Raw genomic sequence first — 19,553 nt, forward strand, 5'->3', positions numbered from 1 at the left:
GTCAGTTCTCCTCGAGTACGTCTGCGGCGGCGGCCGTGCCCAGGTACACCTGTTGCACCGTCGGGTCGGCCTGGATCTCTTCGACGCTGCCGTCGGCGATCACCTTTCCGCGGGCCAGGACCGTCACCGACGTCGCGAACGCCCGCATGAAGTCCATGTCGTGTTCGACGACGACGACGGTGCGTTCGGAGCCGATGCGGCGCAACAGATTTCCGGTCTCCTCGCGCTCGTCGTGGCTCATCCCGGCCACCGGTTCGTCGAGCAACAACACGTCGGCGTCCTGGACCAGCAGCATGCCGATCTCGAGCCACTGCTTCTGGCCGTGCGCCAGGATCCCGGCGGGCCGGTCCCGCAGGTGTGCGAGCCCGATCGTCTCGAGCGCCTCCTCGATCTGCGGTAGCACGGTCCTGCGCCGCCGCAGCAGCGTGAGCGGGGACCGGCCCGCACCTGCCGCGATGTCGAGGTTCTGCAGCACCGACAGTTCCTCGAACACCGACGCCGTCTGGAACGTGCGGCCCACGCCCATCCGGGCGATCTTGTGAACCTTCTGCCCCAGCAACTCCGTGCCGGACTTCGTGACCGACCCGGTCGCGGGGACCAGGCCGGTGACGGCGTCGACGAGTGTGGTCTTGCCGGCACCGTTGGGGCCGATGAGGAACCGCAGATCACCTTGGAACAGTGTGAGATCGACGCCGTCGACTGCAGTGAAGCCGTCGAACGTGACGCGCAGGTCGCGGATCTCGAGGTACTCGCTCGACATGCCGGCGTTGCCGCCGAGGGCCGGTTGCACGTGGACACCGTTCATCGCGCCACCTCCATCTCTCGGGCGGGTTCCGGGTCGGGATCGGGCGGGGTGACGAGGGTGCGGCGGCGGAGCAGTTTCGCGACACCGGCGATGCCGGCGGGGAAGAACCCGATCACGACGATGAACAGCAGGCCCTGTGCGTACGTCCACGCCGACGGGAAGTTCTCCGACAGCGTCGTCTGCGCCCACGCCACGCCGATGGCCCCGAGCACCGGTCCGAGCAGCGTCGTGCGACCGCCGATCGCGACACCGATGAGGAACGCGATGGAGGGGACGATGCCGACGTCGGCGGGGGAGATGATGCCGACGATCGGTACGAAGAGGGCGCCCGCGATACCCGCGAAGAAGGCGGCCACCGAGTACGCGACGACCTTGACGGTGGCGGGATCGTAGCCGAGGAACCGGACACGCTCCTCCTGGTCGCGCACCGCGACCAGCAGTTCGCCGTAGCGGGAGTTCATCAACTGCCGGGTCGCCGCGACCACCAGCAGCAGCACCGCGGCGGCGATGAAGAAGAGCATCCGCTTGTTCGCCGGGTCGGCGAGGTTGAACCCGAAGAACGTGCGGAACCGGTTGAGGCCGTTGGATCCACCGATCGACTGCTGGCCGACCAGCAGGATCGCGAACGCCGCCGCGAGCGCCTGCGACAGGATCGCGAAGTAGGCGCCCTTGACCCGGCGCTTGAACACGCCGAGTCCCAGCAGGAACGCGACCAGCGCGGGGACGACGAGGATCGCGACGATGGTCGTGACGGGGTTCGCGCACGGTGTCCAGTAGGCGGGGAGTTCGCGGATCCCGGCGATCTGCATGAAGTCCGGCACCGCGTCGCCGCGGAGTTCCGCGTCGGCGATCTTGAGGTGCATCGCCATGATGTAGGCGCCGAGACCGAAGAACACGCCCTGGCCCAGCGTGAGCATTCCGCCACGGCCCCACGCCAATCCGATGCCGACCGCGACGATTGCGAAGCACAGGAACTTCGCCAGGAGATTGAGTCGGAAGTCCGACAACAGGGCCGGTGCGACTCCGAGAAGGACGACTGAGGCGACGGCGAATCCCGCCCACGCCCGGTAGCGACTGAGCACGGTCATACCAGGCTCCTTGTCTTGGCGACGAACAGTCCCTGCGGGCGGACCTGGAGGAAGATGACGATGAGCACGAACACGATCACCTTCGCGATCGACGCGGTGGTCGAGTACTCGATGAACGAGTTGAGGATTCCGAGCGCGAAGGCCGCGACCACCGCACCCGAGAGTCGGCCCAGGCCGCCGATGACGACCACGAGGAACGCGTCGATCAGGTAGGACTGCCCGACGGTCGGGCTCGTGGACCCGATCAGCGTCAGTGCCACACCGGCCACGCCGGCCAGGCCCGAGCCGATGAAGAAGGTCGTCACATCGGTTCGACGCGAGGAGATTCCGCTGGTCTCGGCGAGATCGCGGTTCTGCACGACGGCCCGGATGCGGCGGCCCGTCGACGTCCTCGCCAGGGCGAAGGACAGGACCGCGACCGCGACGATCGCCAGTACCAGGATGAAGATGCGGGTCTTCGGCACGACGGCGCCGAGGATCTCGACGCCGCCGGACAGCCACGACGGCGCGACGACGTTGACGGCGGGGGCACCGAAGATGTCGCGGGCCAACTGCTGGAGCACCAGGCCCACCCCGAACGTCACCAGCAGCGTGTCCAGTGGCCGGTGGTACATCCGTCGGATCAGGGTGGCCTCGAGCAGGACGCCCATCAGGCCGCCCACCACAAAACCCGCCACCAGTGAGATCAGCAGCGACGCACCCGTACTCGACACCACCTGCTGCACCACGTACGCGGTGTACGAGCCGGCCATGATGAACTCGCCGTGGGCCATGTTGATCACACCCATCTGCCCGAACGTCAGCGACAGGCCCAGTGCCGCCAACAACAGGATCGACCCGATACTCAAACCGGTGAACAATTGCCCGACAACGACATCCATCGGTGCCCGCCCTCCCTCGTCGTAGTGCTCGAACGGCTAGCTACCGGAACCGGCGAGGCCCTTCGCCCAGTCGTAGTTCTCGAGGTACGGGTCGGGCTGGATCGGGCCGTCGGACTCCCACACGGTGTAGATCAGTCCGTCGTCGCGGATCTCGCCGATCCGGGCGGTCTTGGTGATGTGGTGGTTGTCGCCGTCGATGGTCACCAGGCCCTCGGGGGCCTGGAAGGTGACGCCGTCGGCCGCGGCCTGGATGTCGGTCACCGCGAACGAGTTCGCCTTCTCCACGGTGTTCTTCCACAGGTACACCGACGTGTACGCGGCCTCCATCGGGTCGGACGTCGGCTTGTTCGCGCCGTACTTCGCCTTGTACGCGTCGACGAACTTCTTGTTCTCGGGGCTGTCGACGGTCTGGTAGTAGTTCCACGCGGTGAGTTGGCCGGCGATGTTCTGTGCGCCGATGCCGCCCACCTCCTCCTCGGCGATCGACACCGAGATCACCGGCATGTCGGTGGCTTTCAGTCCCACGTTGGAGTACTCGCGGAAGAAGGCGACGTTGGAGTCGCCGTTGAGGGTGTTGAACACGGCGTCGGCGTCGGCGGCGCGGACCTTGTTGACGATCGTGGAGAAGTCGGTGGACCCGAGCGGCGTGTAGTCCTCGCCCTTGATCTCGATACCGTTCGCGGCCGCGTACGCCTTGATGATGCGGTTGGCGGTCTGCGGGAAGACGTAGTCGCTGCCCACCAGGTAGAGCGACTTGACGCCCTTCTCCTTCAGATAGTCCAGCGCGGGCACGATCTGCTGGTTCGTCGTGGCGCCGGTGTAGAAGATGTTGGGGGAGTCCTCGAGGCCCTCGTACTGGACGGGGTAGTACAGCAGCGCATTGTTGTCCTCGAACACCGGCAGCATCGCCTTGCGGCTCGACGACGTCCATCCGCCGAAAACTGCTGCGACACAGTCGCTGCTGATGAGCTTTTCGGCCTTCTCCGCGAAGACGGTCGGCTCGGAGGCGCCGTCCTCGGCGACGACCTGGATCTTCTTGCCGAGCACGCCGCCGGCGTCGTTGATCTCCTCGACCGCCAGCGCGATCGAATCGCGGACGGTGACCTCGCTGATCGCCATCGTGCCGGACAGCGAGTTGAGCGAGCCGACCTTGACGGTGTCGCCGGACGTGTCGACGCACGAGGCCGCGGACGTCGTACCGGAAGCCGAGGTGTCCGACGCCTTGCTGCCGCAGGCGGTGAGGACCAGGCCGAGTGCCGCGAGTGCGGCCGGGGCGGTGAGGGCACGCTTCGAGAACGTGGGCATGGACGAGCCTTTCCGTCGAGAGGAATGACGCTGAGCTGCGGAGAGGTACGTATACGACGCTGTATCCGTGATCCGAGACAGTAGGCGGAAGTTGTTGCGCCGGAATGTCTGTGGATCACGAGTTCGTGTCGCGCGTTACGCACACGTGAACGGGAGCTCACATCACCTCAACGGACGAGGCTCGATCAGCGGGAAAGGTGCTGGTGGATCAGCGAATCGTGTAGGGCGACACCGAACTGCGGTGCTCGTTGATGTCGAGATCCTTGCCCAGGGGCGGGAACGCGCGCTGCGGGCAGTTCATCCGCTCGCACACGCGACAGCCGGCGCCGATCGGGGTGGCGGTGCTGCCGCCGAGATCCAGGCCGTCGGCGTAGACGACGCGTGGCGCGTGCCGCAGTTCGCAACCGAGGCCGATCGCGAACGTCTTGCCCGGCTGTCCGTACCGTTGCGCGCGGCGCTCCACGGTTCGTGCGACCCACAGGTAGTTCCGGCCGTCGGGCATCTGCGCGATCTGCGTCATGATCTTGCCCGGGTACGCGAACGTCTCGTACACGTTCCACAGCGGGCACGTGCCGCCGCTGGACGAGAAGTGGAAACCGGTGGCGGACTGGCGCTTCGACATGTTGCCGGCGCGGTCCACGCGGACGAACGACCACGGCACGCCGCGCTGCTTCGGACGCTGCAGCGTCGAGAGTCGGTGGCAGATCGTCTCGTAGCTGATCGCATAGAACGCCGAGAGACGCTCGATGTCGTAGCGGAAGTCCTCCGCGATCTCGTGGAACTGACCGTAGGGCAGCACCGTCGCCGCCGCGAAGTAGTTGGCCAGGCCGAGCATCGCCAGCGAGCGGGCCTCGTCGGAGGTGAAGTTGCCCTCGTCGACGAGCTTGCGCAGCAGGTCGCCGCACTCGAGGTAGGCGAGTTCGGTGGCGAACTTGAACACCTGCTGCCCGCCGGACAGTGCGGGCGAGATCTCCAGTACCCGGGTCTCGGGGTCGTACCGGTGCAGCACGTTCTCGCCCAGGTCGATGCGGCGCACGATCTGGACGTCGTGCAGGTTCTCGAGTCGCCGTGCGATCCCTTCGGCGATGTCGCCGCGGTGGAACCGCAGCCGGGCGGTGAGCTCCTCGGCCGCGGTGTCCAGATCGTGGATGTAGTTCTGCCGCTGGTAGAAGTAGTCGCGAACCTCCTCGTGCGGCATCGTGATCGACCCGCTGCCGCTGCCGTCGCTGTACCGGTCCTCGGTGGCCGCGGCCAGCTGTGCGGAGGTGTTGCGGTAGCGGCGGTGCATGTTGACCATCGCCTTCGCCAGGCCCGGATGCGACGACACCATCTCCGCGATCTCCTGCGCGTCCGCGTCGATGCCCATGTCCTTGTCGAGCGCGACCTCGCGCAGTTCGGCGATCAGCCTGGTGTCGTCCTGCGACGAGAAGAACGTCGTGTCGACCCCGAACACCTCGCTGATCCGCAGCAGCACCGGCACCGTCAGCGGGCGCACGTCGTGCTCGATCTGGTTGAGGTAGCTCGCGGAGATCTCGAGCGTCTTGGCCAGTGCCGCCTGGCTCAGGCCGCGCTCCGTCCGCAGCTGTCGTAGCCGGGCGCCGACGAAGGTCTTGGACATGAAGTCAGGGTACGAGCGTGTTGCTAACCGTGCAAAGGATTGCGTTAGCACTCGACGCGAAACGGTACATCCGAACTTGTCGGTACCTTTCCGCATACTTCGACGTCGGCCACCGGTCGGCGGCGTTCGTGCAGAACGTCCTTCACAATCGAGTTGGAGTTTGCATGACCAATCCGGATCTCACGCTCATCGCCGTTCTGCTGGACCGTTCGGGCTCGATGCACTCGATCAAGTCGGACACCGAGGGCGGTTTCGACGCGTTCATCGCCGAGCAGCGCGCGCAGCCCGGCACCGCGGAAGTCACGCTCGCGCAGTTCGACCGCGAGTACGAGCGCGTCTACACGACCCTGCCGATCGCGGAGGTGCCGCCGCTCGAACTGCGTCCGCGGGGCAGCACCGCCCTGCTCGACGGCATCGGTCGGTTCACCACGGAGATCGGGGAGGAGTTGGCGGCGCGACCGGAGTCGGAGCGGCCCGGGCACGTGATCGTCGTCGTCGTCACCGACGGTCACGAGAACGCGAGCACCGAGTGGACGCTCGCGGCGGTGAAGGACACGATCGCCCGCCAGGAACAGGTCTACGGATGGGACTACGTGTTCCTCGGCGCCAACATGGACGCTGTCTCCGTCGGTCGGCACATGGGGTTCGCGGCCGACAAGTCCATCACCTACGACGCAAAGGGCGAGTACGTGGAGGCCGCGTACTCGGTGACCTCCGACTATGTGAGCAGGAAGCGTCGAGCGGCCGCGGGAACGTCCGTCCACGGCTTCACCGATGCGCAGCGCGCGGTGACGAGAGAGTGATCGCGGCGCGGCGGAACACCGAGCGGCGACCAGACCGATCATGACGTTTTCGTGACAAGTCTTGACATCTCGGTGGTGGTGGCAAAAGCTGGGCAACGGTCGATGCTCGTCTGTGTAAAGCATTGATTGCGAGGCAGTTTGGGGCGCGCAGCGAGGGCCCGCGCGTTCCGAGCGAAATGACGTGGGCGCTCGCCGGCGGGCGGACGTTCCCGGGCCATGCTCGCCCCCCTGAACAGGGCGTGGTCCGTCCCTCTCCCAGCGGTCGGCCCCTCGTCCCGGTGACATCGGCCGGCACTCGACCAGGTTCGTCAGAGGTCACGATGATCTTCACCTCGAAGCGTCGCCCGCGCAGCGGGCTGCAGTCTCCGATGCCCGTCCCGTCCGCTCCTACGCCCGAGCACGCGGGCGAGCAGTCCGCAGTAGCGACAGCGGGCGTCGGGTTGCCCATCGCCGGTGGCACCCTCGTCGACGAGCCCAAGGACCTCGACGCGATCTCCGTGACCGCGCGCTGGCTGATTCTCACGACCGACATCAGCCGGACGTTCAGCCGTGCGCTGCTGCCGGAAGCGTTCGAGGTGCCGGAACGGCCGAGTATCGCGGTCTGGATCGTCGAGCCGCTGTCCGCGGACTCCGACGAGGTCGGTGTGCCGCAGGGCCGGCTGTTCGCCGGACTGTCCTGCTCGTGCCTGTTGCCCGGAGAGCAGGACGAGAGCGCCTTCACGTCCGAGCTACTGGTGGGTGCCCCGATCGTGGACGAGGACCGCAACCCCTTCGCGCTGCCGGAGCTACCCCAGGCGGAGCTGAGCCTGGTGAACGGCGTCGGCGGCATGGGGTTCTCGATCCCCCCGGTCGACGGGGTGGGCCAGGGACTCGTCGGGCGGGTCGAGCTGTCCGAAAGCGCGTCCGAGCAGGTGCAGCTGACGCCGGACTGGCTCGCCTGCCAGTCGTGGCGGACGGACCTCGTCGCGCCGGTCGGTGTCGCGAGCGGCGGGGGTTCCGGGGACTTCGTCCACACCCAGTGGGACGTCACGCGGCTGTCGCCGATCGTCACCGGTTCGGCCGTGGTCGACTGCGCGGAGTTCGGATCGCACGCGTACGACCTGTCGTCGGCCGACTCGATCGACGCGCGGTACGGCTTCGCGCGAGTAGCGATCGTCGGCCGGCAGCAGGGCGCGTAACGCTCCCATCGGCCCCCGCGGGTGTCTGTAACCCGCGTTTGCGTTCGTTCCGTTGTATGGAACGGTGTCCGATTCGTGTGATTGCCCTCACAGGGCCGGCGCGGGCGTGTGAGGGCCCGGTCGGTCGAGTCGTTCGTCACGTGTCCCATTTCACGTTCTGCGGCCGTGTCCGGTTCCGACGCGAACGCCGAGGTAGAGGCCTACTTGCGGGTAACTTTTGTTGCTACTGATCGGTAACCCAAGCAACTGCTTGGCTGTGCAAAAATTAGCAAGCTTTGCAGATTGAAATGAAAACCTAGCGAAGGTTGGCATTAGCAACAGGTAGACGACGGTTTTCGGCTGTGCCATTGTCGGGTTGTACATCCGAACGGCCTGGCAACGATGTGAAGCAGTACATCCGTACCGGTCAAAGCAGCAGAGAAGAAGTGGAGCTTTCGATGTCGACCACTGGCACCCCGCGGACCGCAGAAGAGATCCAGAAGGATTGGGACACCAACCCCCGCTGGAAGGGCGTCACCCGCAACTACACCGCGGAGCAGGTCGTCAAGCTCCAGGGCACCGTGGTCGAGGAGGCCACGCTCGCTCGTCGCGGTTCGGAGATCCTCTGGGATCTCGTCAACAACGAGGACTACATCAACTCGCTCGGTGCGCTCACCGGCAACCAGGCCGTCCAGCAGGTCCGCGCGGGCCTGAAGGCCATCTACCTCTCCGGCTGGCAGGTCGCGGGTGACGCGAACCTCTCCGGCCACACCTACCCGGACCAGAGCCTCTACCCGGCCAACTCGGTTCCGCAGGTCGTGCGTCGCATCAACAACGCGCTGCTCCGCGCCGACGAGATCGCCAAGGTCGAGGGTGACACCTCGGTCGACAACTGGCTCGCTCCGATCGTCGCCGACGGTGAGGCCGGCTTCGGTGGCGCGCTCAACGTCTACGAGCTGCAGAAGGCCATGATCGCGGCCGGTGTCGCCGGTTCGCACTGGGAGGACCAGCTCGCGTCGGAGAAGAAGTGCGGCCACCTCGGTGGCAAGGTGCTCATCCCCACCCAGCAGCACATCCGCACCCTGACCTCCGCGCGTCTGGCCGCCGACGTCGCCGACGTCCCCACGGTCGTCATCGCCCGTACCGACGCCGAGGCCGCCACGCTGCTGACGTCCGACGTCGACGAGCGTGACCGCGAGTTCCTCGACGGCACCCGCACCGCCGAGGGCTTCTACGGCGTCAAGAACGGCATCGAGCCCTGCATCGCTCGCGCCAAGGCTTACGCCCCCTACGCCGACCTCATCTGGATGGAGACCGGTGTTCCGGATCTCGAGGTCGCCAAGAAGTTCGCCGAGTCCGTTCGCAGCGAGTTCCCGGACCAGCTGCTGGCGTACAACTGCTCGCCGTCCTTCAACTGGAAGGCGCACCTGGACGACTCGACCATCGCGAAGTTCCAGAAGGAGCTCGGCGCGATGGGCTTCAAGTTCCAGTTCATCACGCTGGCCGGCTTCCACTCGCTCAACTACGGCATGTTCGACCTGGCGCACGGCTACGCCCGCGAGGGCATGACCGCCTTCGTCGACCTGCAGGAGCGCGAGTTCAAGGCTGCTGCCGAGCGTGGCTTCACCGCCATCAAGCACCAGCGTGAGGTCGGCGCCGGCTACTTCGACAGCATCGCCACCACCGTCGACCCCAACACCTCCACGGCTGCCCTGAAGGGCTCCACCGAAGAGGGCCAGTTCCACTAGGCCTCTCGATGCCTCGGGAGGGATCGGCGGGGTGTCCTCCACGCTGATCCCTCCCGGGGATCCGACCTCCACTTCCGAAAAGGAGCTGACGTGACCAGCGAAAAGATTCAGCGCGTCGGCGTGATCGGCGCCGGCATCATGGGTTCCGGAATCGCCGAGGTGTGCGCCCGTGCACACGTCGACGTGCTGGTGTTCGAGCAGACCCGCGAACTCGCGGCGGCAGGGCGTTCACGCATCCTGCGCTCGCTCGATCGCGGAGTGAGCAGTGGCAAGATCACCGAACGCGAGCGGGAGCAGGCCGCCTGGCGGCTGCGCTTCACCTCCGACCTCGGTGACTTCGCCGACCGGCAGCTCGTAGTGGAGGCCGTCGTCGAGGACGAGAAGATCAAGAGCGAGATCTTCACCGAACTCGATTCGATCGTGACGGATCCGGACGCGGTGCTCGCCTCGAACACCTCCTCGATCCCGATCATGAAGCTGGGCATCGCGACCAAGGCGCCGGAGCGCGTGATCGGCATGCACTTCTTCAACCCGGTGCCCGTCCTCCCGCTCGTCGAGCTGGTCACCACGCTCAAGACCAGCCCCGCGGTGTCCGCGCGAGCGGAGGCCTTCGCGAGTGAACTGCTGGGCAAGCAGGTCGTGCGGTCGGCGGACCGGTCCGGTTTCGTCGTCAACGCGCTGCTCGTTCCGTACCTGCTCTCCGCGATCCGCATGGTGGAGTCCGGCTTCGCCACCAAGGAAGACGTCGACAAGGCGATGGTGCTCGGATGTGCGCACCCGATGGGTCCGCTCGCGCTGACCGATCTGGTGGGACTTGACACCGTCAAGTCGATCGCCGACTCGATGTACGAGGAGTTCAAGGAGCCGCTGTACTCGGCCCCGCCACTGCTGCTGCGGATGGTCGAGGCAGGGCTCGTCGGCAAGAAGTCGGGTGCCGGCTTCTACGAATACGCCGACAATGGCCGTGTCACCAAGAAGGCAAGCTAGACAGCACTTTACGGCAACACCAGCCAGCTTCTCGGCGCCCGTGTGCCTTCTCCGCACCCTCGGCAGCGGACAAGGCGCACGGGCGCGAGGCGCTTGAAGGGAAAGGTCGATCCGCATGTCCGCCGCAAACACCGCCGGGTACGGATCCAGCGTCCTCGGATACCCCCGCATCGGGTCCCGTCGTGAACTCAAGAGGGCGCTCGAGGCCTACTGGCACGGCACCGGCAGCAAGGCCGAACTCGTCTCCGTCGCACGGGAACTGCAGGAGCAGACCTGGAGCGAGTTGGCCGCCACCGGGTTGACCCAGGTTCCCGGCAACACGTTCTCGTACTACGACCACGTGCTCGACAACGCGCTGCTGTTCGGCGCGGTCCCCGAGCGCTTCACCCCGCTCGAGAGCGAACTCGACCCGCTCGACTTCTACTTCACGATGGCTCGCGGCCGGCCCGACTTCCCGCCGCTCGAGCTGGTGCGCTTCTTCGGCACCAACTACTACTACCGTCAGCCCGAGCTGTCCGAGACCTCGACGTTCGAACTGCATTCGGAGACACTGCTCGACGAGTTCGAACGCGCGAAGGCGATGGGCATCGAACTGCGTCCGGTGGTCCTCGGCCCGGTCTCGCTGCTGCTGCTGTCGAAGATCGCGCCCGGATCCACCGAGGAGGGCTTCGCGACGCTCGACCTGCTCGACCGGCTGCTGCCCGAGTACGAGAAGTTGTTCGCGCAGCTCGCGAAGGCCGGCGCGACGTGCGTCCAGCTGGACGAGCCGTGCTTCACCGAGGACCGCGCCCCGCAGGAACTCGCGGCCCTCGGCCGCGCGTACGAGGATCTCGCGCACGCGCCGCTGCGGCCGCGCATCCTCGTCACCGGACCGTACGGGTCGCTGGGGGAGGCGTTGCCGATCCTCGCCGCTACCCCCGTCGAGGCGCTCGGCCTGGACCTGGTCAACGGCCGCATCACCGCCGAGGAACTGGCGAAGGTGCCCGGCATCCGGCGCAAGCGGATCTACGCGGGCATCGTCGACGGCCGCAACGTGTGGCGGGTGGACCGGTTCAACACGCTCACCTACCTCAACCAGATCAAGGACGTCACCCCGGATCTGGTCGTCTCGACGTCGTGCTCGCTGCTGCACGTCCCGTACGACGTGCTCATGGAGTACGACATGCCCGGCGACGTCGCCGACCGTCTCGCGTTCGCGAAGCAGAAGGTGGGCGAGGTGGTCTCGCTCGCGAAGGCCCTCACCGAGGGGCCATCGGAGCGGTGGCGCAAGAAGCCGACGTCGGTGCACTTCAAGCAGAAGCACGACGTCCGTTCCCGGGTCAACGCGATCACGCCCGAGGACCGCGTCCGCGCCCCGTACGAGGAGCGCCGGATCGCGCAGCAGGCGCGACTGAACCTGCCGCCCGTGCCCGCGACGACGCTGGGATCGTTCCCTCAGACGAACGAGATCCGCCAGGCCCGTTACGAACTGGGCGAGGGGCGCCTCGACTGGGACGAGTACTACAAGCGGATCCAGGACGAGATCGCGAAGACGATCGCGTTGCAGGAGGACATCGGCCTGGACGTGTTCGTCCACGGCGAGCACGAGCGCAACGACATGGTGCAGTACTTCGCGGAACTGCTCGAGGGCTACGCGTTCACCCACAACGGCTGGGTGCAGGCGTACGGCTCGCGCTGTACCCGTCCGCCGGTGCTGTACGGCGACATCCGCCGCCCGAAGCCGATGACGGTCGAGTGGATCTCGTACGCGCAGTCGCTCACCGACAAGCCGGTCAAGGGCATGCTCACCGGTCCGGTGACGATGCTGGCGCGCTCGTTCGTGCGTCAGGATCAGCCGCTGCACGAGACCGCCGACCAGTTGGCGCTCGCCATCCGCGACGAGATCGCCGATCTCGAGGCGGCGGGCATCGCGATCATCCAGGTCGACGAGCCGGCCATCCGGGAACTGTTGCCGCTCCGGGAGACCGGGCGCAAGGAGTATCTCGACTGGGCGGTCGACGCGTTCCGGCTCGCGACGGGTGGCGCCAAGCCGGCGACGCAGATCCACACCCACCTCACCTACTCGGGCCAGCGGTCGGTCGTCGAAGCGATCGAGCGACTCGACGCCGACGTCACGGCGATCGTCGCGACCCGCTCGATCGGCTGGGTGCTCGAGGCGATCAAGGAGAAGGCGCTCACGCACGGCGTCGGACCCGGTGTGTACGAAAGCCGTTCGGCGCGGATCCCCGACATCGACGAACTCGACGCCCTGCTCACCGAGGCCGCCGAGTCGGTGGACCTCGACCGGCTGTGGGCGAACCCCGACGGCGGGCTCAAGACCCGCCACTACTGGCAGCTCGAGCCGTCGCTGCGCAACCTCGTCGCGGCGGCCCGGCGACTACGGCGGCGTGCCGCGCAGGGGTAGGCACGTCGACCCTTGCAGCTCACCGGGATCGGATCGTCTGCGGATCCGATCCCGGTGAGCTGTGTTCTAGGACCCGCTGCTGCCGAGCGACCCGCTGCTGCCGAGCGATCCGGTGCTGCCGGAACTGCTCGATCCGCCGGAACCTTCGGAGCTGCCGGACGATCCGGTGGTGATCGGCCCGTCCGGCACCTCGGCGCCCGGCGAGCCCGGACGGTTGATCTTGACGGTGACCGGGCCGCTGCCGTCGGCGACGACGGTGACGATCCGCGCGCCCGCGGCCGAGGTGACCTGGCCGCCGTCGACCTGCACCTCGTAGCCGTCCGGGTAGTGCAGATCCGAGACGAAGATCTCGGTCGGCTTCGTCGAGGCCCGCGGGGTGTAGCGGTACGCGAAGTCCCCGTTGTCGGCGTCGAACAGCATCCGCCCGGGTTCACCGGCCGTGGCCTGTGGATACGTGCGCACGAGCTGCCGTCCCACGTCGCCGAGGAACGGGTCGGTGGCGTTCCCGGCACCGAAATGCCAGTACTGCCAGCCGATGAAGCGTTCGTCCGCTCGGGCGAGCGTGTTCTTCAGCACCGTCGGATCGCCGTCGCCGAACTCGGTGACCACCGTCGGGATGTTCGCGCGCTCGGTGATCGCGTCGATGTTGGACCACGTCAGGTCCTGCTGCGGGCCGCACAGTGTGCGCAGTTCCTGTGGCAACCCGAGGTAGATCGCGAGCTGGCTGGGGATGCAGTAGTCGTGCGGGGCGAAGACCGTGTCGGGACCGGCGACAGCTGGTGTCCGAGGCGGGTTGAACAGATTCGACGGCATCATCTGGTTCCACGTGACGTTGGGCTCCCAGTACACCGGCATCGTGGGGTTCTGCGCGCGGACGGCGTCCGTCAGCTTCTGCATCGCGGCATGGTACGTGCGGTCGAAGTCCGGGCACCCGTTCGGGAAGCAGGACAGGAAGCGCGACCCCGGCCACGGCTCGTTCAGGAGCTCGATACCCATCACGCCCGGCTTGCCCTCGACTCGCGCCGCCAGTGCGCCGAGGGCGGTGCCGAGGTAGTCGAGTGCGCCGTGCGTGTTGTTCCACACCTCGTCCCAGCCGGCGTTCATGCTCGGCATCAGATAGAAGAGCGGGAAGCTCGGGTTCGGCTCCCACTCCTGGGGCCGGGACTCGATGGACCACGTGGGGAAGCCGTTGCCGCCCCACGGTTTCGAGAGGCCGTCCTGGTGGTTGTCGAGCAGGACATGGATGCCGCGGGCGGTCAGCGCGTCGACGACCCCGGTGATCCGGTCGAGGTATGCCTCGTCGAGCTGTCCACGCTGGGGCATCAGCGCGTCGAACGACGTCCCGAGGCGGACGGTGTTGAAGCCGTGTCGGACGAGGATGTCGATGTCCTGCGGCGTCAGGGTCTCACCCGCCGGCAAGTACGGCGCATCCTTGTCGACGTTGTTGACGCCGTGCAGCAGCACGGTGCGCCCGTAGCCGTCGATCAGTGCGGTGCCGTCGGCGTGCAGGGCGGTGATCGGGGCGGGCGGTGGCGTCGCCGCTGCGGCGGGCAGGGCGGCGACGGAGAACGCGGCTATCGCCGCGACGAACGCAACACGGTATTTGCACATTCGATCCCTCGGTTCACGTCGTGTGAGCAACTTCCGGATGGAGATGTGGACATGTGTTCAGTTGCGGAGATGCTAGGCGGACGAATCGAGCGTGCGGGCGATTTCGGATGGAACGGTCCGATTCGTCCGTGCAGGTCGCAGGGGGTCCGTTGCGTGTGTTCCCGAGTACCGGGTAGGCATGGGGGATGCTTACCGCTTCCGCCTACGCGGCGAACTCCGCCGACGGTCCCCTCGAGAAGACCACCATCGAACGCCGCGCCGTCGGCCCCCGCGACGTGCTCATCGAGATCAAGTACGCGGGTATCTGTCACTCCGACATCCACACCGCCCGCAACGAGTGGGGTGGCACCTCGTACCCGGTGGTGCCCGGCCACGAGATCGCCGGAATCGTCGCCGAGGTCGGGGCCGAGGTCTCCCGCTACTCGGTAGGGGACCGGGTGGGTGTCGGCTGCTTCGTCGACTCGTGCCGCACCTGCCCGAGTTGCGAGGCCGGCGAGGAGCAGTACTGCGAGAACGGCGTCGTCGACACCTACAACACCGTCGGGCGTGACGGAAAGCGCACGGCCGGTGGCTATTCCACGCACATCGTCGTGGACGAGGACTTCGTGCTGTCCATCCCGGACGGTCTGGCGCTCGACGTCGCGGCACCGCTGCTGTGCGCCGGCATCACCCTGTACTCGCCGCTCGCGCACTGGGGCGCCGGCCCCGGCAAGAAGGTCGCCATCGTCGGGATGGGCGGCCTGGGTCACGTCGGCGTCAAGATCGCGCACGCGATGGGTGCCGAGGTGACCGTGCTGAGCCAGTCGCTGAGCAAGAAGGACGACGGCCTGCGCTTCGGCGCCGACCACTACTACGCCACCGCCGAGAAGGAGACGTTCAAGGCGCTGCGCGGGCAGTTCGACCTGATCCTCAACACCGTCTCCGTCAACCTCGACATGGACCGGTACCTGTCGATGCTGGCCGTGAACGGCACCCTGGTGGAACTCGGCCTGCCCGAGAACCCGATCAGCGTGCGCGGATTCTCGCTGCTCAAGAACCGTCGCAGCCTCGCCGGATCGCTCGTCGGCGGGATCCCGCAGACCCAGGAGATGCTGGACTTCTGTGCCGAGCACGGGATCGGGGCCGAGATCGAACTGATCTCCGCCGACCGGATCAACGAGGCCTACGACCGCGTCGTCGCCAGCGACGTGCGCTACCGCTTCGTGATCGACGCCGCCACCTTCTGACGCTGCCCGCTCCCCGAACTGACCTCCCGCGGACGCGATCGCGCGGGCGGCGGGTCAGGTCGGGAGCAGCGTCGACCGGTCGGTTACTCGCGCACCGCGTCAGTGGGGCGTAGCGTGCGTGTCACGGACCTCTACGTCGCATTCGAGGAGGGAGTCGCAGATGACCGTCAACGACTTCGCCGGATGGGCCGGTTACGGGTTGGCGCTGGTCGGCATCGCCACGCTGGGGTTGTTCCTGGTGGCCGCCGGCGGTGGATTCGCGGGCTGGGCGGTGATCGCCGGACTCGCGTCCCTGACGGCGTTCGCGTCGTCCGCCGCGATCTTCGGGGGCGTCACCCACCACGATCACAAGATGCATCACAGCACGCCGCACATGCTCTGACGCCGATGCCGTCCGGGCGTCGAGGTCAGGACCGGGCCAGGCGCTCCTTCTCGACCTCGATGTCGAACTCGGCCGGTGGCCAGTCCAGGTCGAGTTGCTCGAGCGCGTCGATCAACAGCTCCGTCACCGCGATTCGGCTGTACCACTTGCGATCGCACGGCACGACGTACCACGGCGCGTGCGTGGTGGACGTCTTGTCCAGCATGGCCTGATACGCCTCCTGGTACTGCGGCCACAGGGCCCGCTCCGAGACGTCGCCGGGGTTGTACTTCCAGAACTTGTCGCGGCGCTCGAGTCGCTCCGCCAACCGCTGCTTCTGCTCGTCGAGCGAGACGAACATCGCGACCTTCACGATGGTCGTCCCGTTGTTGACCAGCTCGCGCTCGAACTGGTTGATCTCCTCGTAGCGGCCGTTCCACACGTCCGGCGGCACCAGGTTGTGCACCCGCACCACCAGGACGTCCTCGTAGTGCGACCGGTCGAAGACACCGAGTTGCCCGCCGCGGGGTAGCGCCTTGTTGATGCGCCACAGGTAGTGGTGCCGCTTCTCCTCGGGCGTCGGCACCCCGAACGCCGCGTGGTCGACGCCCTGCGGATCGACGTGCCCGATGACGTGCCGGACCATGCCGCCCTTACCGGCGGTGTCCATGCCCTGCAGGATCAGCAGCACCGAACGCTTGTCGCCCGAGCGGCCGTTTGCGTAGAGCTTCTCCTGCAGCGCGGACAGCACCGCGCCGCGCTCCTCGAGCAGGCGCTCCCCGTCGGCCTTGTTGCCGACGAAGCCGGGCGTCGCCTTGGGGTCGATCTTCGAGACCTTGGTGTGCGGCCCGGCCCGCAGCGCCTCGACCGTCGGCATCTTCCACAGTTTGTCGTGCCCGTCCGCTGCCATGCACCGACTGTGCCACACGGCCCGCGGGCGGGGAAGGATTCAGCGGCCGAGTCGCCAGTGTTCCTCTGCGACACCGAGTTCGGTCGCGGGCGGCTCGCCGTACACCCACTCCCGGCCGATGCGGTGCCAGTTGGCGCTCGCGTCGAGCTGGCCCAGGACGCCGAAGGTGAGGAAGTCGGCCCGGCGAGAGAACAGATGCTCGGGCGGGAGGTTCTGCCCCTTCATGCCCGAGAAGTCCGACGCCCGCGGGTCGATGGCGAGCAGGAACCCGGTGCTCGCCATCTCGGGGGTGATCGCGATTCGCTCGTCCACGAGATTCCACTCGGCGGCGGCGTACACGTACTGGAGGCACTCGTCGGGGGTCACGTCGGAGTCGGGGGCGATGACGCCGCGCCGCACCATGAGTGCGTAGAGGTCGTCGCGGCGTTCCTCGGTCGCCGCGCGCAGGCACAGCTTCTCGAACTCGACGTGCTTGGCGTCCATCCGGTTGAACAGGCCGAAGTCGACGAATCCGACCCGGCCGTCGGCGCCCAGCAGCACGTTGCCGGGATGCGGATCCCCGCAGAACTCGTGGTACCGGTACAGCGACCCGATGTAGAAGCGGAAGATGATCTCGCCGACGCGGTTTCGCTCCTCCTGGGGGAGCGCGCGGATCCCGGCGAACCCGGTGCCGCCGAAGAACTCACTCACCAGTACCCGACGGGTGCTGAGCTCGGGGATGCTGTCGGGAACGGCGATGAACGGGTGGCCGGCATACAGTTGCGCGATCTCGTGCTGGGTGCGGGCCTCGCGCTCGTACTCGAGTTCGCCCTCGAAGTTCAGCCGCAGTTCGTTCAGCAGTGCGGGGGTGGACAGTGTGGGAACCGTCGACTTCCAGATCTTCAGGAACATCGTCAGGTTCTTCAAGTCGGCCCGGATCGCGGCATCGATCCCCGGATACTGCACCTTGACCGCGACGTCACGACCGTCGTGCAACCGGGCCCGGTACACCTGACCGATCGACGCGGCCGCGACGGCCTCGGCGTCGAAGTCCGCGAACACCTCGGCGAGCGGGCGCCCGTAGTCGGCCTCGATCACGCCGCGCATCGTGTCGAAGGGCACGGTCGGGGCCTGGTCGCGCAGCGCGGCGAGCTTGCGCTGGAACTCTTCCCGATGATCCTCGGGGACCAGGTCGAGGTCGAGGATCGACAGCATCTGGCCCAGCTTCATCGCCACGCCCTTCATGCCGCCCAGGACGGTGACCAGTTGGTCGGCCGCGGCGATCGCGGACTTCTCCGCCAGCCGGGCACGGACCTGTTCCGAACGGCCGATCATCGACATCCGGGTGCCGGCGTCCCGGATGGCGCGGCCCGCGGCGACCTGCCCGAGCTTGGAGCCGCGCACGAGGCGGGACGTGGGGACGTTGTCGGCCAACGAAGACCTCCGGGGCGGGCGGTGACGACGGACTACGGCGTGAGTCGGGCTGCGGCTGCATGCCGCGGGTCACACTAGAGCAGCCCGTCGGTGTTCTCCAGATCGTCGCGCATCGGGAACGGGGGACGCGTTACCCCGTCGACCATGTGACTGCCCCACAGGTCGGTGCCGCTGACCCGGGCCACGCCGGACCCGTCCGGGGTGGCGACGGCCAGTTCGGTGCCCGCGGAGACGTCGACGCCGCCGCCGAGGGCGTGCGTGAGCTCCCGGACCCGTCCGCGCCACACGAACCGGCCGCTGATCGGCTCGAAGTTGCCGGACAGTTCCACGTCGACGATCACCGCGGGGTGCTGCCCGACGGTGACGTGGGCGGGCCCCCGGTAGCCGGTCGGTTCGTCGTGCTCGTCGGTGAAGTCGGTCACACCGCCAGAATACTTGTTACCGGAAGTTACACAAGATGTGGACGGCGGTGCCGGTTCGGGACTAGTCCTCCGGAGCCTGCTCGCGCAGCGGATGCGGCACCGACTTGAACCGCGATGGCGAACCGTTGGACGCCGCGATGCCGGAGATGCCGCCCCACGTCATCATCACGAGGTAGTCGATGAGGTCGTCCGTCGACATCGACTGGTTCGAGATCCACCAGTGCGTCGCCAACTGCACCGCCCCGACGACGCCGTACGCCCACGGCACCGAGCCGCCGGAGTCCATGTCCATGCTGCGCAGCCGCTCGCCGAGGACCGTCGCCAGCAGTTCGGCGATCATGCGCTCGGAGTCGGCGACCACGTCGCGGTTGGGCCCCGAACTGTTCGCCATCACGTACAGGTACACCTCGGGATCCGCCGCGACGGTCTCGACGTACGCGGAGATCGCGACGCGGGTGAGGTCGTACTCGTCGAGGTCTTCGCCAATCGCCTCGTACATGCGCGGAGCCAGGATCGTCTCGACGTAGCGCATCATCGTCGCGCTCGTGAGGTCGTTCTTGTCGGTGAAGTACCGGTACAGCACCGTCTTGGAGACGCCGATCTCCGACGCGATGTCGTCCATCCCGATGTCGCGGCCCCGGGCGCGGATGGCGGCGATCGTGCCGTCGACCAACTCCTCGCGGCGGGCGATCTTGTGTTCGCGCCAGCGACGCTTGCGGCCGTCGGGCTTCTCGCTCTTGGCGGTCGTCTCTTCGGTTGTCTGCTGCAGATCTGCGCTTTGCTTCGGCACTGGGGTTCGCCACATCCGTTCGGG

17 protein-coding genes are annotated in these 19,553 nt (G+C 67.2%); 7 read left to right on the forward strand and 10 right to left on the reverse strand.

The genetic code is table 11. The features are described 5' to 3' along the window. Nucleotide 1: 1 nt before the first annotated feature. From urtD to ramB, 5 genes are all read right to left on the reverse strand, one after another. Nucleotides 2-805: an urea ABC transporter ATP-binding protein UrtD gene (gene urtD, locus EGT67_RS07670; RefSeq protein WP_127915473.1), complete on the reverse strand. Its 804-nt coding sequence runs from the start codon at nucleotides 803-805 to the stop codon at nucleotides 2-4. Further along, complete coding sequence (gene urtC / locus EGT67_RS07675) at nucleotides 802-1,893, reverse strand: urea ABC transporter permease subunit UrtC (protein ID WP_127915474.1); 1,092 nt, start codon at nucleotides 1,891-1,893, stop codon at nucleotides 802-804. Before urtC ends, urtD begins: the two co-directional genes overlap by 4 nt. Then, nucleotides 1,890-2,774: an urea ABC transporter permease subunit UrtB gene (gene urtB, locus EGT67_RS07680; protein ID WP_127915475.1), complete on the reverse strand. Its 885-nt coding sequence runs from the start codon at nucleotides 2,772-2,774 to the stop codon at nucleotides 1,890-1,892. The genes urtC and urtB overlap by 4 nt, the downstream gene beginning before the upstream one ends. A gap of 36 nt (nucleotides 2,775-2,810) precedes the next feature. Beyond that, a complete protein-coding gene (urtA, locus tag EGT67_RS07685) occupies nucleotides 2,811-4,079 on the reverse strand; it encodes an urea ABC transporter substrate-binding protein (protein ID WP_127915476.1) in 1,269 nt (422 codons plus the stop codon). Nucleotides 4,080-4,287: 208 nt separating this feature from the next. Beyond that, nucleotides 4,288-5,697 carry an acetate metabolism transcriptional regulator RamB gene (ramB, locus tag EGT67_RS07690; RefSeq protein WP_127915477.1) on the reverse strand — a complete coding sequence of 470 codons (1,410 nt, stop codon included), beginning with the start codon at nucleotides 5,695-5,697 and terminating at the stop codon, nucleotides 4,288-4,290. A gap of 164 nt (nucleotides 5,698-5,861) precedes the next feature. Between ramB and EGT67_RS07695 the strand changes: the two genes are divergently transcribed. From EGT67_RS07695 to metE, 5 genes are all read left to right on the forward strand, one after another. Next, a complete protein-coding gene (locus EGT67_RS07695; protein ID WP_206612311.1) occupies nucleotides 5,862-6,500 on the forward strand; it encodes a vWA domain-containing protein in 639 nt (212 codons plus the stop codon). Nucleotides 6,501-6,820: 320 nt separating this feature from the next. Further along, the gene (locus EGT67_RS07700) at nucleotides 6,821-7,678 is read left to right on the forward strand and encodes a hypothetical protein (protein WP_127915478.1); all 858 of its coding nucleotides are present in this window, start codon (nucleotides 6,821-6,823) and stop codon (nucleotides 7,676-7,678) included. A 437-nt stretch (nucleotides 7,679-8,115) separates the two neighbouring features. Beyond that, nucleotides 8,116-9,405 (forward strand): isocitrate lyase, encoded by a 1,290-nt coding sequence (gene aceA, locus EGT67_RS07705; protein ID WP_127915479.1) that lies wholly within the window; start codon nucleotides 8,116-8,118, stop codon nucleotides 9,403-9,405. A gap of 90 nt (nucleotides 9,406-9,495) precedes the next feature. Continuing rightward, nucleotides 9,496-10,392: a 3-hydroxybutyryl-CoA dehydrogenase gene (locus EGT67_RS07710; protein ID WP_127915480.1), complete on the forward strand. Its 897-nt coding sequence runs from the start codon at nucleotides 9,496-9,498 to the stop codon at nucleotides 10,390-10,392. 115 nt (nucleotides 10,393-10,507) lie between these two features. Then, complete coding sequence (metE, locus tag EGT67_RS07715) at nucleotides 10,508-12,796, forward strand: 5-methyltetrahydropteroyltriglutamate--homocysteine S-methyltransferase (RefSeq protein ID WP_127915481.1); 2,289 nt, start codon at nucleotides 10,508-10,510, stop codon at nucleotides 12,794-12,796. A 66-nt stretch (nucleotides 12,797-12,862) separates the two neighbouring features. Here the strand turns inward: metE and EGT67_RS07720 are convergent, their stop codons facing one another. Then, the gene (locus tag EGT67_RS07720) at nucleotides 12,863-14,407 is read right to left on the reverse strand and encodes an endoglycoceramidase I (protein WP_127915482.1); all 1,545 of its coding nucleotides are present in this window, start codon (nucleotides 14,405-14,407) and stop codon (nucleotides 12,863-12,865) included. A 185-nt stretch (nucleotides 14,408-14,592) separates the two neighbouring features. Here EGT67_RS07720 and EGT67_RS07725 point away from each other — a divergent pair, with 185 nt between their 5' ends. Both EGT67_RS07725 and EGT67_RS07730 read left to right on the forward strand, forming a co-directional pair. Next, entirely contained in the window at nucleotides 14,593-15,633 is a 1,041-nt protein-coding gene (locus tag EGT67_RS07725; protein ID WP_127915483.1) for an NAD(P)-dependent alcohol dehydrogenase, read from the forward strand. Nucleotides 15,634-15,793: 160 nt separating this feature from the next. After that, entirely contained in the window at nucleotides 15,794-16,015 is a 222-nt protein-coding gene (locus EGT67_RS07730; RefSeq protein ID WP_127915484.1) for a hypothetical protein, read from the forward strand. Between the two features lie 25 nt (nucleotides 16,016-16,040). Here EGT67_RS07730 and EGT67_RS07735 read toward each other — a convergent pair whose 3' ends face one another. From EGT67_RS07735 to EGT67_RS07750, 4 genes are all read right to left on the reverse strand, one after another. After that, the gene (locus EGT67_RS07735; protein WP_241565935.1) at nucleotides 16,041-16,904 is read right to left on the reverse strand and encodes a polyphosphate kinase 2 family protein; all 864 of its coding nucleotides are present in this window, start codon (nucleotides 16,902-16,904) and stop codon (nucleotides 16,041-16,043) included. 39 nt (nucleotides 16,905-16,943) lie between these two features. After that, the gene (locus EGT67_RS07740) at nucleotides 16,944-18,317 is read right to left on the reverse strand and encodes an ABC1 kinase family protein (protein WP_127915485.1); all 1,374 of its coding nucleotides are present in this window, start codon (nucleotides 18,315-18,317) and stop codon (nucleotides 16,944-16,946) included. A 74-nt stretch (nucleotides 18,318-18,391) separates the two neighbouring features. Continuing rightward, nucleotides 18,392-18,739 carry a DUF4873 domain-containing protein gene (locus tag EGT67_RS07745; RefSeq protein WP_127915486.1) on the reverse strand — a complete coding sequence of 116 codons (348 nt, stop codon included), beginning with the start codon at nucleotides 18,737-18,739 and terminating at the stop codon, nucleotides 18,392-18,394. A 61-nt stretch (nucleotides 18,740-18,800) separates the two neighbouring features. Then, a complete protein-coding gene (locus tag EGT67_RS07750) occupies nucleotides 18,801-19,544 on the reverse strand; it encodes a TetR/AcrR family transcriptional regulator (protein WP_127915487.1) in 744 nt (247 codons plus the stop codon). Nucleotides 19,545-19,553 lie beyond the last annotated feature (9 nt).

Origin of the sequence: Prescottella agglutinans (genome assembly GCF_004011865.1) — a bacterium.
Classification (GTDB): Bacteria; Actinomycetota; Actinomycetes; order Mycobacteriales; family Mycobacteriaceae; genus Prescottella; species Prescottella agglutinans.